The sequence below is a fragment of the Streptomyces sp. NPDC006140 genome (assembly GCF_040628815.1).
Classification (GTDB): Bacteria; Actinomycetota; Actinomycetes; order Streptomycetales; family Streptomycetaceae; genus Streptomyces.
Genome location: NZ_JBEXTS010000003.1, coordinates 400,458 through 414,883, shown reverse-complemented (window position 1 = coordinate 414,883; position 14,426 = coordinate 400,458). Strand labels below are relative to the sequence as shown.

Annotated in this window: 14 protein-coding genes; 2 read left to right on the top strand and 12 right to left on the bottom strand. The window is 72.0% G+C overall.

What is annotated here, in order from left to right:
* Positions 1–29 precede the first annotated feature (29 nt).
* The 12 genes from ABZ386_RS11310 to ABZ386_RS11255 form a co-directional block, all read right to left on the bottom strand.
* Positions 30–1,097 (bottom strand): polyprenyl synthetase family protein, encoded by a 1,068-nt coding sequence (locus tag ABZ386_RS11310; RefSeq protein ID WP_351333766.1) that lies wholly within the window; start codon positions 1,095–1,097, stop codon positions 30–32.
* A 65-nt stretch (positions 1,098–1,162) separates the two neighbouring features.
* Entirely contained in the window at positions 1,163–2,575 is a 1,413-nt protein-coding gene (gene hpnE, locus ABZ386_RS11305) for a hydroxysqualene dehydroxylase HpnE (RefSeq protein WP_351333768.1), read from the bottom strand.
* Positions 2,575–2,706, bottom strand: a complete 132-nt coding sequence (locus ABZ386_RS11300) for a DUF6380 family protein (protein WP_351333771.1) — start codon at positions 2,704–2,706, stop codon at positions 2,575–2,577. The genes hpnE and ABZ386_RS11300 overlap by 1 nt, the downstream gene beginning before the upstream one ends.
* Positions 2,703–3,653: a presqualene diphosphate synthase HpnD gene (gene hpnD, locus ABZ386_RS11295; protein WP_351333773.1), complete on the bottom strand. Its 951-nt coding sequence runs from the start codon at positions 3,651–3,653 to the stop codon at positions 2,703–2,705. Before hpnD ends, ABZ386_RS11300 begins: the two co-directional genes overlap by 4 nt.
* Positions 3,650–4,552 (bottom strand): squalene synthase HpnC, encoded by a 903-nt coding sequence (gene hpnC / locus ABZ386_RS11290; protein WP_351333776.1) that lies wholly within the window; start codon positions 4,550–4,552, stop codon positions 3,650–3,652. The genes hpnD and hpnC overlap by 4 nt, the downstream gene beginning before the upstream one ends.
* A 359-nt stretch (positions 4,553–4,911) precedes the next feature.
* Positions 4,912–5,703, bottom strand: a complete 792-nt coding sequence (locus ABZ386_RS11285; protein WP_351333779.1) for an ABC transporter ATP-binding protein — start codon at positions 5,701–5,703, stop codon at positions 4,912–4,914.
* Positions 5,696–6,625, bottom strand: coding sequence for an ABC transporter permease (locus tag ABZ386_RS11280; protein WP_351333782.1), 930 nt, complete (start codon positions 6,623–6,625; stop codon positions 5,696–5,698). Before ABZ386_RS11280 ends, ABZ386_RS11285 begins: the two co-directional genes overlap by 8 nt.
* A 105-nt stretch (positions 6,626–6,730) precedes the next feature.
* The gene (locus ABZ386_RS11275) at positions 6,731–7,603 is read right to left on the bottom strand and encodes a glycosyltransferase (protein WP_358964722.1); all 873 of its coding nucleotides are present in this window, start codon (positions 7,601–7,603) and stop codon (positions 6,731–6,733) included.
* Positions 7,604–7,608: 5 nt separating this feature from the next.
* A complete protein-coding gene (locus ABZ386_RS11270) occupies positions 7,609–8,388 on the bottom strand; it encodes a CDP-alcohol phosphatidyltransferase family protein (protein ID WP_114257740.1) in 780 nt (259 codons plus the stop codon).
* Positions 8,366–9,427, bottom strand: coding sequence for an iron-containing alcohol dehydrogenase family protein (locus ABZ386_RS11265; RefSeq protein ID WP_114256559.1), 1,062 nt, complete (start codon positions 9,425–9,427; stop codon positions 8,366–8,368). Before ABZ386_RS11265 ends, ABZ386_RS11270 begins: the two co-directional genes overlap by 23 nt.
* A complete protein-coding gene (locus ABZ386_RS11260; RefSeq protein ID WP_114256558.1) occupies positions 9,415–10,167 on the bottom strand; it encodes a phosphocholine cytidylyltransferase family protein in 753 nt (250 codons plus the stop codon). Before ABZ386_RS11260 ends, ABZ386_RS11265 begins: the two co-directional genes overlap by 13 nt.
* The gene (locus ABZ386_RS11255; RefSeq protein ID WP_351333789.1) at positions 10,164–11,969 is read right to left on the bottom strand and encodes a DUF5941 domain-containing protein; all 1,806 of its coding nucleotides are present in this window, start codon (positions 11,967–11,969) and stop codon (positions 10,164–10,166) included. Before ABZ386_RS11255 ends, ABZ386_RS11260 begins: the two co-directional genes overlap by 4 nt.
* A gap of 278 nt (positions 11,970–12,247) precedes the next feature.
* Here ABZ386_RS11255 and galE point away from each other — a divergent pair, with 278 nt between their 5' ends.
* Together galE and ABZ386_RS11245 are read left to right on the top strand one after the other, a co-directional pair.
* Positions 12,248–13,219 carry a UDP-glucose 4-epimerase GalE gene (gene galE, locus ABZ386_RS11250; RefSeq protein WP_358964629.1) on the top strand — a complete coding sequence of 324 codons (972 nt, stop codon included), beginning with the start codon at positions 12,248–12,250 and terminating at the stop codon, positions 13,217–13,219.
* A 166-nt stretch (positions 13,220–13,385) separates the two neighbouring features.
* The gene (locus tag ABZ386_RS11245; RefSeq protein ID WP_351333795.1) at positions 13,386–14,321 is read left to right on the top strand and encodes a cation diffusion facilitator family transporter; all 936 of its coding nucleotides are present in this window, start codon (positions 13,386–13,388) and stop codon (positions 14,319–14,321) included.
* Positions 14,322–14,426: the final 105 nt, after the last annotated feature.

Here is a 14,426-nt window from a genome sequence, read left to right as displayed (position 1 = left end):
CTACGCGAGGGTTATTCGGCCGATAGTGATCATCTCTTCCGTACGACGACGAAGTCCGCGAGTGCCGTGAACTGTGCCCGCACCCGGTCGGGCATGTCGACGGCGTCGAGGGCCTCGATGGCGATGGTGTGCTGACGGCGAGCCTCTTCGGCGGTCCATTCGCGGCCGCCCGCCTCCTCGATGAGGGCGGCGCGGGCCGCGAACTCCTCCTCGGAGAAGTTCTCGAAGTCGCTGGCCTTGGCGTCGGCGGCGAGCATGTCGCCGAGCCGCTCGGAGGCGGGGCCGCCGGCCGCGAGCGCGGCGACGACCGGCAGGGACTTCTTGCGCTGGCGCAGGTCGCTCCAGGTCTGCTTGCCGGTGGAGACCGGGTCGCCCCAGATGCCGAGGAGGTCGTCGACGGCCTGGAAGGCGAGGCCCAGGTGGTAGCCGTACTTCTCCAGCGTGTCGGCGGTGCGGTCGTCGGCGCCGCCGAGCACCGCGCCGATGGAGCTGGCGCAGGCGAGCAGGGCGCCGGTCTTGTTGCCCTCCATCTCCAGGCACTCCTCGACGCTGACGCGGTCGCGGTGCTCGTAGGAGATGTCCTGCGCCTGTCCGTCGATCAGGGCGCGGGTCGCGGTGGTCAGGCGGCGGGTGGCGCGGCCGGCCTCGACGGTGCCGAGTTCGAGGAGCACCTCGTTGGCGAGGGCGAACAGGGCGTCGCCGACCAGGATGGCCTGGGCGGGGCCGTGCACCTTCCAGACCGTGTCGCGGTGGCGGCGCTGCTCGTCGCCGTCCATGAGGTCGTCGTGGAGGAGGGAGAAGTTGTGGACGAGCTCCACGGCGACGGCGCCGGGGATGCCGGTCTCGGGAGCGGCTGACATGACCTCGGCGGACAGCACCGCGAGGGCGGGGCGCACGGCCTTTCCGCCGTCGCCCTCGGCGGGCCTGCCCTGGGCGTCGATCCAGCCGAAGTGGTAGGCGGCAACAGTGTCCATGGGAGGTGCCAGGCGGTCGATGGCCGCCCGCAGTACCGGTGTGGCCAGGGTCCGGCCGCGCTCCAGCAGCGCGGTCACGTCCACCGCCTCGGCAGTCTTCGAGGCCGGGGGAACAGTGGGCACAGTCTCTCCTCTTGTCGCGGTACCGGGGGTGCGGGGGCCGCCTGCCGCGTCGTGCCGAGCGAGCATCACGCCGCCTCCTCGAACTCGAAGAGGTGCTGCGGGCGGGGCCGGCCCAGGGCGCCCAGCACGGCGTCCGCCGCGCTCACACCACTGCGGACCGCACTCTCCATGGTCGCGGGCCACCCGGTGGCGGTCCACGCTCCGGCCAGGTAGAGGCCGGATGCCTTGGTGCGGGCACCGGGCCTGAGGCGCCCGACGCCGGGGGTGGGAGCGAACGTCGCCGTGCGCTCCCGGGTGACGAAGAAGTCCCTCACTTCGGCGCCGCGGGTCAGCGGCAGCAGCCGCTCCAGCTCCGGCAGGTACCGCTCGCGCAGCGCCGCCACGGGCGCGTCGATCTCGTCCTGGGCCGCCGACTGCGACAGGGCGAGGTACTGCCCCTCGCGCAGCCCGGAGGCCTCGGTCCGGTCGAAGACCCACTGCACCGGGCTGCCGAGGGCGGTGAAGAACGGCCGGCCGAGCACCTTCCGGTCGTACACCACATGGACGTTGAGGATCGGCGCGGTGCCGATCCGCAGGAGCCGGTCCGGCGCGTCGAGGGCGCCCTCGGGCAGCAGGCCGTGCGCCTCGCGCTGGGGTACGGCGAGCACCACCGCGTCCGCTTCCAGCGTCTCGCCGGGAACCTCGACGCTCCACCCTCCGTTCACCTCCGCGGAGACGGAGGTGACGCGGGTACGGACCTCGGTACGGACGCCCGCGGCGTCGAGCGCCTTGCGGGCCAGCCTGTCGTGCAGCTCGCCCAGCGGGACGCGCGCCCAGCCGATGTCGGCCGCGCCCGGGTCGGACAGCAGACCGGTCTTGAACACCATCGCGGCGAGCCCCAGGGAGGCGTCGGAGGCGACCGCGTTGAGGGTGGCGACCCCGACCAGGTCCCACAGGGCCTCGACGGCGCGCGCCGACTGGCCGTGCGCGGCCAGCCAGCTGCCGAAGTCCTGCGTGTCCAGCGCGGGGTCGGCGAGGTCGAGCCCCTGGAGCGCGAGCGCGGCCCGGCCCACCTTGGCGCGGTCGGCGAGCGACAGGTGCGGATAGGTGGCGAGGCTGCGCCCCAGGTGCAGGGGCACGGGCAGCGCGTCCCGCCGCAGCCTGCCGAGCCGCCGCCCCTCGGGCCGCGCGACGTCCAGGACGGGCACGTCGAGCCGGTCCTGCAGCGGGGCCAGTGCCGCGCCCTCGATGCGGTCGAGGAACCAGCGGTAGGCGGTGCAGCAGCGCAGGTACACGTGCTGTCCGTTGTCGACGGTGAGGTCGCCGCGCTGGAAGGAGAAGGCCAGGCCGCCCAGTCTCGGCCTGCCCTCCAGCAGGGTGACGCGCACCCCGGCGTCGGCGAGCGCGAGCGCGGTGGTGATGCCGGCGAGCCCGCCGCCCACCACGACGGCGTGCCGTCCGTCCGCGGCCGGTCCGTGGGACCGCGTGCCGTGGGTCATCACGCCCCCTCCCCTGCGCGGCGGCCGCGCTGCTCGGCCGGCACAGGGCCGGCCGTCTCCGTCAGGGACGCGGGCCCCGGCCGGAGGGTTGCCCGCCGTTTTCCGCCGCTGGCGGCAGCTGTGTGCGTCACGCACGCCTCCTGACGGTCCGTCGGGTCACATGCCGGGCGTCCAGGCCGGACAGTCCGCGTACGGCGACGTACGCCTTCTCCCGGCCGGGCAGGGAGACCCGGCCGCGCAGCACGGCCTCCGGGTCGCGCTCGATGCGGTCGAGGAGGCGGCGGTAGATACCGGCCATGGCGGCGACGCAGGCGCCGCTGCGCCGGTCGAGCATGGGCAGCAGCCGGTAGCCCTCGGCGAAAAGAGCGCGGGCCCGTCGCACTTCGAAGTGCACGAGGCCCGTGAAGTCGGAGCCCTCCGGTGGCCGTGGCCCGCTGAAGCCGGCGGAGCAGCCGAATTTCGCGAGGTCGTCGGCGGGCAGGTAGGTGCGTCCGCCCACGGCGTCCTCGCGGACGTCCCGGAGGATGTTGGTGAGCTGGAGCGCGAGCCCGAGCGTGTCGGCGTACTCGGGCGCGCGGTCGACGCCGCGCGCCCCCGGTTCCGTGCCGAACACGCCGAGCGAGAGACGTCCGATGGCGCCCGCCACGCAGCGGCAGTAGACCTTGAGGTCGTCCCAGGTCTCGTAGGTCTCGCCGCGGACGTCCATCAGGACGCCGTCGATGAGTTCGTTCAGACCGCCGAGCGGGATCGGGAAGTGCCCGGCGGCGTGCGTGAGGGCGACGGCCACCGGGTCGGTGTCGTCCTCGTCGACCTCGCCGTCCCGGATCCGGGTGAGCAGCGCCCGGGTCTCCTCCAGCCGGGCGACCTTGACGTCGTCGGCGAGCGCGCCGTCGCCGATGTCGTCGACCCGCCGCGAGAACGCGTACAGCGCCGACATCGCACGGCGCTGGGGCGTCGGCAGCAGCCGGATGCCGTAGGCGAAGTTACGGGCCTGACGCCCGGTGACGGCCTCGCAGTAGCTGTAGGCGGCGAGTACCGGTGGGGACGCGTGTGGTTCCGACTCCACGGTCCGGATCACCCCTCTCCTCGCAGAGTCACGCCCACCTCACGCAGCAACTGGACCTTGCCGGGCTTGGGCGGGCCGGGAAGTACGTCGTAGTCGGCGGCGGCGATCGCGTGCAGAGCCGCCCTTCCCCCCGCCACGAACCCTGCGAGCAGCAGCTTCAACCTGCCGTGGACGCTACCCACCAGGGGGGCGCCTTCATTCAGCAGATCCCGGGCCCTTTGCGCTTCGTACGCAATCAACGCACGGACCGACGCTCCGGCGGTTTTCGTGGCGAGATCCGTCTCCTGGACGTGAAAACGCTTCATGTCGGCGGCGGGCAGGTACACGCGGTCGCGGCCGAGGTCCTCGGCCACGTCCTGGAGGTGCTCGACGATCTGGAGGGCGGTGCAGATCATGTCGGAGCGGCGGATCCGCTCGGGTGTCGAGGTGCCGGTGACGGCGAGGACGAGACGGCCGACGGGGTTGGCGGAGAGCTCGCAGTAGGCGAGCAGGTCGTCGTAGGTCTCGTAGCGGCCGACCAGCTGGTCCTGGCGGTTGGCGGCGATCAGGCCGAGGAACGGCCCGGGGGTCAGGGAGCACCGGCGGACGGTCGGCTGGAGGCGGCGCAGCAGCGGGTGGCGGGGCGTCGCGTCGAAGACCCTGCGCAGGTCGGCCTCGAAGGCGTCCAGCAGGACCAGCCGGTCCTCGGCCTCCCGCGGGGAGACGCCGAGCAGCCGGGCGTCGGCGCCGCCGGGGGCCAGGTCGCCGTCGCCGATGTCGTCGACCAGGCGGGCGAAGCCGTAGACGGCCATGAGGTCGGTGCGCCAGGCCCGGGGCAGGAAGAACGGCGCCACCGGGAAGTTCTCGCCCGCGGCCTTGTCGAGGGTGCCGCGCTCCGGGTCGCGGGGGCGCGCCGTGCCGGTGCCCGTCACCAGCGGCTGCCCGGTGCGGGGACGGCACGTGCTGTGTGGAGCTGGGGAGTTTCCGTAGCCATTGCCGTCACATCTCCCGTTCTACACTGCCGACCCAATGCACACTATTTCGGACACGCCGCCCGGCCGTCCGCACGGCGGTGCGACGGGCGGTGTCGCGCATTATCGCCCTGATTGCCGTGTTTCGGGACCGGTACAGCTTACGTTGTACAACGCATCGAGGATCGTCAGGGTGTCCTGCACATCACGAGAACACACCGATTGGCCCCAAGATTCCTCATTCCGGCCGGAGTTGACGTTTCCTTTGCAGACGCGGGGCCCCGCCGGAACAGTTCCGGCGGGGCCCTGGCCGAGCCGGACTACTTGCCGGTGAACTTCTCGTACTCCTTGAGCACCTCGTCGGTCGGGCCGTCCATGCGCAGCTCGCCGCGCTCCAGCCACAGGACGCGGTTGCAGGTGTCGCGGATGGACTTGTTGTTGTGGCTGACCAGAAACACCGTGCCGGCTTCCTTGCGCAGCTCCCGGATGCGGTCCTCGGAACGCTTCTGGAACTTGCGGTCGCCGGTGGCGAGGGCCTCGTCGATCATCAGGACGTCGTGGTCCTTGGCGGCGGCGATGGAGAAGCGGAGCCGGGCCGCCATGCCGGAGGAGTAGGTGCGCATGGGCAGGGTGATGAAGTCGCCCTTCTCGTTGATGCCGGAGAAGTCGACGATGTCCTGGTAGCGCTCCCTGATCTCCTCGCGGGACATGCCCATGGCGAGCCCACCCAATATGACGTTGCGTTCGCCGGTGAGGTCGTTCATCAAGGCCGCGTTGACGCCGAGCAGCGAGGGCTGGCCGTCGGTGTAGACCTTGCCCCGCTCGGCGGGCAGCAGGCCGGCGATGGCGCGCAGCAGGGTCGACTTGCCGGAGCCGTTGGAGCCGATGAGGCCGACGGCCTCGCCGCGGTAGGCGACGAAGGAGACGCCCCGCACGGCGTGCACCTTGCGCACGCCCCGCTCCTCGCCGCGCTTCATGATGCGGCTGAGGGCGGCGGTGGCGCTGCCCTTGCCGGTCTTGGCGCCGTTGACGCGGTAGACGATGTGCAGGTCGTCCGCGATGACGGTGGGGATCCGCGCGTCCTGGTTCCGCTCGGCGTTCTGCTCAGCCACGGCCGTACCTCTCCTCCGCCTTCCAGAAGTACACGAAGCCGCCCAGGGCGAACAGCACGGCCCAGCCGCCCGCGGCCGCCCAGACGTGGTCGGGGAGGTACTTCTGGTCGTATTCGTCGATGAGGGCGAAGCGCATCAGGTCCATGTAGATCGCGGCCGGGTTCCACTGCAGGACGTTCGCCATCCAGGACGGCTTGTCCGCGAGGAAGATCGGGATGGAGAACATCACGCCGGACGCGTACATCCACGTCCGCATCACGAACGGCATCAACTGCGCGAGGTCGGGGGTCTTGGCGCCCGCCCGGGCCATGATCAGCGCGAGGCCGGTGTTGAAGCAGAACTGCAGGACGAGCACCGGCACGATCAGCGCCCAGGACAGGTCCGGGTAGTGGCCGAAGCCGACCGCGACGGCGAACAGCACGATCATCGAGAACAGCAGCTGCTGGAGCTGCTGCAGCGCGAAGGAGATCGGCAGGGAGGCGCGCGGGAAGTGCAGGGCGCGGACCAGGCCGAGGTTGCCGGAGATCGCGCGCACGCCCGCCATCACCGAGCTCTGCGTGAAGGTGAACACGAACACGCCCGTGACCAGGAACGGGATGTACACCTCGCGGGACATGCCCCGGTCGGCCTCCAGGAGCAGGCCGAAGATGAAGAAGTACACGGCCGCGTTCAGCAGCGGCGTCGCCACCTGCCACAGCTGGCCGAGCTTGGCCTGGCTGTACTGGGCGGTCAGCTTCGCCTGGGAGAAGGCGATGATGAAGTGGCGCCGTCCCCAGAGCTGACGGACGTACTCGATGAGGGACGGCCGGGCGCCGCTGACGCTCAGCCCGTGCTTGGCGGCGAGTTCCGCCGCCGTGAGGCCCTCGTCGGGCGCCGCGGGCGCGCTCACCGCGACCGGGGCGTCGTGCGTTGTCTCACTCACTAGTGGAAACTTTCGTCTTCGAGATGCGCGGCCTGTGCGGGCCTGGCATGAGCCGGGGGCCAGGGTACGGCCCGGGTGCTCCCGGACACTCCGGATACGAGCTTGTCAGATCACCGGGGGCCGGCCCAGCCGGGTCAGCCGCCACACCGTACGCCACTTCATGGGCCGGCGGGGTCCGCACGGGGTGGTCCAGCCCTCGCGGAAGCCGCCGAACCAGGCGCGCAGGGCACGGCGGGAGGGGCGGCGTACGAGGGTGAGCAGCAGCCACACGCCGAGGTAGACGGGGACGAGGGCCGCGGGGAGGTTGCGGCGGGCCAGCCAGACGCGGTTGCGGGCGACCATGCGGTGGTAGACCGCGTGCCGCGAGGGGGCGGTCGTCGGGTGGTAGAGCACCATGTCGGACCGGTAGTCGATCATCCAGCCGGCGTCGAGGGCCCGCCAGGCCAGGTCGGTCTCCTCGTGGGCGTAGAAGAACGCGTCGGGCAGGCCGCCGACGTCGGCGAAGACGCGGGTGCGGACGGCGTTGGCGCCGCCCAGGAAGGTGGTGACCCGGGAGGAGCGCATCGGGTCGGCGGCGCGCAGCCGGGGCACGTGGCGGCGCTGGGTGACGCCGGTGTCGGGGTCGGCTATGCGGAAGCTGATGATGCCGAGCTTCGGGTCGGCCTCGAACGCCTTGCGGCACAGTTCGGCGGTGTCGTGGCTCGCGAGGAGCCCGTCGTCGTCGAGGAAGAGCAGGATGTCGACGTCCCGGCCGGCCGGGCCGAAGGCCTCGATGCCGACGTTGCGGCCGCCGGGGATGCCGAGGTTCTCGGGCAGTTCGATCGTGCGGACGCCGTCGGGGACGTCCGGGACGGGCGAGCCGTTGCCGACCACGACCACATCGACCGGGTCGCCGTCCTGCTTGGCGACCGAGTCGAGGAGGGCGCGCAGCTCGTCGGGGCGGTTGCCCATGGTGATGATGACGGCGCCGACCTTCATGCCGCTCACTTCAGCCTGCTCGAAGCGAGGATGGAGACGAGGTGCAGCAGCGTCTGCACCAGGGCGATGCCGGCCAGCACCGCCACGCCGAGCCGGGAGAAGAACAGGTCGCCGCGGACGTGGTCGACGATGGCCAGGACCAGGATCAGCAGGGACGCCTCGATGCCGAGGATGAGGCGGTGGAACTTCAGGGCGGCGGCGGCCTTGCGGGCCAGGGCCATGCCGGAGGAGCGCATCTCGGCGGCGGCCTCCTTGACCGGCGGCTTGCCGGCCTGGTGGCGGGCGACGCCGACGAGGTCGGTCTCGGCCTTGATGAGGATGGCGCCGAGGGCGGCCAGGGTGCCGAGGAAGGCCCACAGCCAGTCGATGCGGCCGCTGCCCCACAGGTCGGCGGCGCGCAGGCCGAAGCCGGTGAGCACGGCGGCGTCGGTGAGGTAGGCGCCGACGCGGTCCAGGTAGACGCCGTTGAGCGAGTACTGCTTCTTCCAGCGGGCGATCTCGCCGTCGACGCAGTCCAGCAGCAGGTACATCTGGACGCACACCACGCCGAGCACGGCGCCCGGGATCCCCGGCACGAGCAGTGCCGGGGCCGCGAGCACACCGAAGACGGTCATCAGGTACGTGAGCTGGTTGGGCGTGACCCTGGTGTTGACCAGGTAGCGGTCGACCCGCAGGGACACCTCGCGCATGTAGAGGCGTCCCATCCAGTGCTCACCGCTGCGCCGGTCCTTCACCCCTGCGGGGTGAACGACGGGGCGTAGTTCAGCTACCGATGGCCTTGACATAGTCGGTGTAGGTGTCCTTGATCTGTTCGGTGTTCAGGTCGAGGTGTTCGAGGATGGTGTAGCGGCCGGGCCGGGTCTCGGGGGCGAACTCGACGGCCTTGACGAACTCGTCCGTGGTGAAGCCGATCTCGTCCGGCAGCACGGGCAGACCGTGCCGGCGCAGTACTTCCGCCATGTACGCCGACTCCTCGTGCGCCCCGCGCAGCCACATCGCGAAGGCCGCGCCGAGACCGCACTGCTCGCCGTGGGCGGCGGCCCGCTTCGGGTAGAGCAGGTCGAAGGCGTGGTTGATCTCGTGGCACGCCCCGGAGGACGGCCGCGAGTCGCCCGACACCGACATGGCGATGCCGCTGAGGACCAGCGCCTCGGCGAGCACCTGGAGGAAGTCGTTGTCCCCGATGCCGCCCGGGTGCCGCAGCACGGCCTCCCCGGCCTGGCGGGCCATGGCGGCGGCGAGTCCGTCGATCCGCTCGCCCTTGACGCGGTTGGCCAGCTCCCAGTCGGCGATCGCCGAGATGTTGGAGACGGCGTCACCGATGCCGGCGCGGACGAAGCGGACCGGGGCCTCGCGGATGACGTCCAGGTCGATGACGACCGCGATCGGGTTCGGCACGCCGTAGGAGCCGCGGCCCGCGTCGTTGTCGAGGGTGGCGACCGGCGAGCAGAGACCGTCGTGCGCGAGGTTGGTGGGCACGGCGACCAGGGGCAGGCCGACGCGTGCCGCGGCGAACTTGGCGCAGTCGATGATCTTGCCGCCGCCGAGGCCGACGACCGCGTCGTAGTGGCCGGCCTTTATGTCACTGGCCAGCCGGACCGCGTCGTCGAGCGTGCCGCCGCCGACCTCGTACCAGGTGGCGCCGGGCATGCTCGGCGAGATGCGCTCGCGCAGCTTGGCGCCGGAGCCGCCGCTGACGGCGACGGCGAGGCGGCCGGAGTGCGAGATGCGCTCGTCGGCGAGGACGCACGCCAGGTCGTCGAGGGCACCCGGACGGATGTCCACGACGAGCGGCGAGGGGATGAGCCGGGTCAGTACTGGCATGCGATCTCCCGTCCACGGGCGAGATCGTCGTGGTTGTCGATCTCCACCCACTTGACGTCGCCGATCGGCGCCACGTCGATACGGAAGCCGCGGTTCACCAGCTCCTGGTAGCCGTGCTCGTAGAACTGCTGCGGGTCGGTCTCCCACACGGTCTTGAGCGCGTCGGCCAGTTCGGGGGCGGCGTCGCCCTCGATGAGGGTGACGCCGATGTACTCGCCGGTGGCCTCGGCGGGGTCCATCAGCTTGGTGATCTTCGTCATGCCCCGGGCGGGGTCGACGACGACCTTCATCTCCTCGTCGGCCAGGTCCTTGACCGTGTCCAGGGCGAGGATGATGCGACGGCCCTCGCCACGCGCGGCGAGCAGCGTCTTCTCGACGGAGACCGGGTGGACGGTGTCGCCGTTGGCGAGGATCACGCCGTCCTTGAGGGCGTCACGGCCGCACCACAGGGAGTAGGCGTTGTTCCACTCCTCGGCCTTGTCGTTGTCGATGAGGGTGAGCTTGAGGCCGTACTTCTGCTCCAGCGCGTCCTTGCGCGCGTAGACGGCCTCCTTGCGGTAGCCGACGATGATCGCGGCTTCGGTGAGGCCGACCTCGGCGAAGTTGGCGAGGGTCAGGTCGAGAACCGTTGGTTCGCCCTCTATGCCCGCGGGCCCCACCGGCACCAGCGCCTTGGGAAGGCTGTCGGTGTAGGGGCGCAGACGCCGTCCGGCGCCGGCCGCCAGCACGAGGCCGATCATGCGGGTTCTCCTTCATCGTGTACGGCGGGCGCCCCTGCGGACACCCAGAAGCGGATGCTCTCGACGAGCACCACCAGGGCCACGGCCACGGCGAGAGCCGTGAGCGCGACCGTGAACTGCGAGGCGGTGAGCAGCGCGGCGAGGACGGTGACGAGCAGCGTCCGTCCCTCGTGCCCCCCGAGGGAACGCACCAGCCAGGCGGGGGGCGCGCCGGCGTTGCCGCGGATGCGGTACACCGTGTCGTAGTGATGGTAGGCGACCGCGGCCACCAGCCCGAAAGCCGCAGGAAGGGCGCCGTTCACGTCCGCCTTGGCCGCCAGGACCAGGACGGTGCCGTACTCGGCGGCGCGCAGGAACGGGGGGACCAGCCAGTCGAGGGCGCCCTTGAGGGGGCGGGCGACGGCGAGGCCGGAGGTCAGGGCGTAGGCGAGCGCGGCGACGATCGGCCAGGGGCCGCCGAAGCCGGTCAGCGCGGAGGTGAGGACGACGGCGAGTCCGCCGAGGAGGGCGACGGCGGGGGCCGTGAAGCCCGGCAGCCGGCGGGCGGGCCTCTTGAGCGCCTCGGCGAAGCCCTGCGCGAGCGGGCCGCTGTCCGCGAGGTCGGCCAGGGCTCCGGCCGCCCGGTCCGTGCGCTGGGCCTTGCGTGTCAGCGACCGCAGCACCCGGCCCGCCGTCGTGTACGTCGCCGCGAAGGCGCAGCCGATGAGCAGCGCGTAGAAGGTGATGCGCGGGGTCGTGGCGGCCGTGAGGACCGCGATCATCGCCCAGCGCTCGCCGATGGGCAGGACGATCATGCGGCGTACCCAGACCGTCCAGCCGACGCTGTCGAGCTTGTCGGAGAGGGCGGCGGTGGGGCTGGTGTTGGCGGTGGCGTCGTGGTTGGCCTCGTTGAAGGAGAAGTCCACGACGTGCCGGCAGGTCTGCAGGACCATCGCGCCCAGGGCCAGGGCCCAGACGTCGTCGCCGCCGCGGGCCGCGCCGAGGGCGAGTCCGGCGTAGTAGGCGTACTCCTTGGCCCGGTCGAAGGTGGCGTCGAGCCAGGCGCCGAGCGTGGAGTACTGCAGGGAGTAGCGGGCGAGCTGGCCGTCGGTGCAGTCCAGGACGAAGGAGGCGATGAGCAGGACGCCGGCCGCGACGAAGCCGCCGCGGGTGCCGGTGGCCGCGCAGGCCGCCGCTATGAGCGCGGTGAGCAGGGAGGCGGTGGTGACCTGGTTGGGGGTCAGGCCGCGGCGGGCGCACCAGCGGGCGATGTAGCGGGAGTACGGGCTGATGCAGTAGGTGGTGAAGAAGCCGTCGCGGGCCTTCACGGCCGACTTCAGGCGGACGGCCTCGTCGTCCACGTCGGCCACCGCCTGCCGGGCCTCGTTGCGGGCCTGCGGGTCGGCGGGGACGGCGGCGACGAGGCTGCCCAGCTCCGGGCGGTGCACATCGGTGCCGTCGGCGTCCAGGGCGGTGAGGATGCGGTCGGCGAGGCTGCCGACGAGGGTGGTGCCGCCGCCCGCGGAGTTCTCGCGGGCCATCGCCCGGGTCAGGGCCTGGCGGCCGGCCGGCTGGGCGGTGACGGCGCCGGGGATCGCGGCGAGCGGGAAGCGGGGGTCGGTGAGGCCGAGGCGCAGCGCGTGCACATGGCCCACGAACCGGGCGTCGACCAGGGCGACCCGCTCCTCGAACGGCACCTCGGCGAGCAGCGTCTCGGCCTCGGCGGCGTCGGCCGCGGTCCGCACGTCGAACCCGAGGGACCGCAGGTCGCCCTCGATCGACGATCCGGGGACCGGCTGACCGGTGAGGATGGCGGTCGACAACCGAATTCACTCCCTGGGTACCGACGCGTCCGCGCCAGTGAGGTGCATGGTGGGGGCGCCCGCGCCGGTGGCTCCCGGGCGGCATGTCGGCAGAGGCTATCGGATGCCGGGAAGGCCACGTTCACCGCCCGTTCGGCGGATGGATCGACGTGGTTCGCACAGACCCCTGCCGCGATCATCATCGTGGATCCGGGGCCCGCCCCACAAACCGCGCCGCACAGACCGGACATCGGGGACATCGCGCGGGCTCCGGCCGTGGCCGCATAGGGTGGACGACCATGACTTGGCTGATCACCGGCGGGGCCGGCTACATCGGGGCCCACGTGGCCAGGGCCATGACGGAGGCCGGCGAGTCCGTCGTCGCCCTGGACGACCTCTCGGCCGGGGTGCCCGCGCGGCTGCCGTCCGGTGTCCCGCTGATCGAGGGCTCGTCGCTCGACGGGGACCTGCTGAAGCGGGTGTTCGCGGAAGCCGGCGTGACGGGTGTGGTGCATCTCGCGGCGCGCAAGCAGGTCGCCGAGTCCGTGGCGCAGCCGACCCGGTACTACCGGGAGAACGTCGGCGGCCTGGTGACCCTGCTGGACGCGGTCGCCGAGGCGGGGATCGAGCGCTTCGTGTTCTCCTCGTCGGCGGCCGTGTACGGCGACCCGGGTGTGGACCTGATCACGGAGGAGACGCCCTGCTCGCCGGTGAACCCGTACGGCGAGACCAAGCTCGCCGGGGAGTGGCTGGTGCGGGCGGCGGGCCGGGCGCACGGGATCTCCACCGTCTGTCTGCGGTATTTCAACGTGGCGGGCGCGGCGGCGCCGGAGCTGGCGGACACGGGCGTGTTCAACATCGTCCCGATGGTCTTCGACCGGCTGACCCGCGACGAGGCGCCCAGGATCTTCGGCGACGACTACCCGACCCCGGACGGCACGTGCATCCGTGACTACATCCACGTCGCCGACCTGGCCGAGGCACATCTCGCGGCGGCCCGGCGGCTGGCCGGGGGCGGTCGCACCGGCGATCTGACGGTCAACATCGGGCGCGGCGAGGGCGTCTCGGTGCGCGAGCTGATCACGGTCATCGGCGAGGTGACCGGTGACCGGCGCCCTCCGGTCGTCGAGGGGCGCCGCCCCGGGGACGCGCCCCGGGCGGTCGCGTCCGCCGCGCGGGCGGCGGAGGAACTCGGCTGGACCGCCCGGCGCGGGGTGCGCGAGATGGCCGAGTCGGCGTGGCGTGGCTGGCTGCTGCACCACGGCTCGTGAGCCGCCGAGAGCGCCTCTAAGCCACTGAGGGTGCCCTGACCTGCGCTTCGTTTCCGCAGGTCAGGGCAGATGACAACGGTGTTCAGTGCCGCGTTGCGCATACCCCCTCCCCGTAGTTCACTGGGGTGCCCGAGCACGATCAGGCGGACACGGAGGATGACGTTTCATGGGGGCTGGGCACGATCACGGGCACGCGCACGGCGCGGCCGGCGGTACGGCGACCTCGGCGTACCGCGGTCGGCTGCGGGTCGCGCTGGCGATCACGCTCGGCATCGTGGTCGTCCAGATCGTCGGCGGTGTCCTCGCCGACTCGCTCGCGCTCGTCGCGGACTCGGCGCACATGGCGACCGACGCCCTGGGCCTGGGCATGGCGCTGCTCGCGATCCACTTCGCGAACCGCCCGCCCAGTGACCGGGCCACCTTCGGCTACGCCCGCGCCGAGATCCTCGCCGCCCTGGCCAACTGCCTGCTGCTGCTCGGCGCCGGCGGGTACGTCGTCTACGAGTCGGTCCAGCGCTTCATCACGCCGGCCCACACCGAGGGCCGGCTGACCGTGGTGTTCGGTGTGATCGGACTGGTCGCGAACCTGGTGTCGCTGTCGCTGCTGATGCGCGGCCAGAAGGAGAGCCTGAACGTGCGCGGCGCGTTCCTGGAGGTGGCGGCCGACGCCCTCGGCTCGGTCACGGTGATCGTCTCGGCCGTGATCATCATGCTCACGGGCTGGCAGGCCGCCGACCCGATCGCCTCGCTCGTCATCGCCCTGATGATCGCGCCCCGGACGTGGAAGCTGCTGCGCGAGACCCTCGACGTACTGCTGGAGGCCGCGCCCAAGGGCGTCGACATGGCGGAGGTACGCGCCCACATCCTGGCGACGGAGGGCGTGGAGGACGTTCACGACCTGCACGCCTGGACGATCACCTCCGGCATGCCGGTGCTGTCGGCGCACGTGGTGGTCAGCTCGGAGGCGCTGAGCGCGATAGGCCACGAGAAGATGCTCCACGAGCTGCAGGGCTGCCTCGGTGACCACTTCGACGTGGAGCACTGCACCTTCCAGCTGGAGCCGGGCGGGCACGCCGAGCACGAGGCGCACCTCTGCCACTGACGCGCCCCCTTCTGAGGCGCCTGAGGCTGGTGGGGCGCGTTCCGACAGGTGTGCGCCGGGTGACGCAAGCCTCCGGCGCGCGCCCGCGCCCCGCCTCCCCCGGCA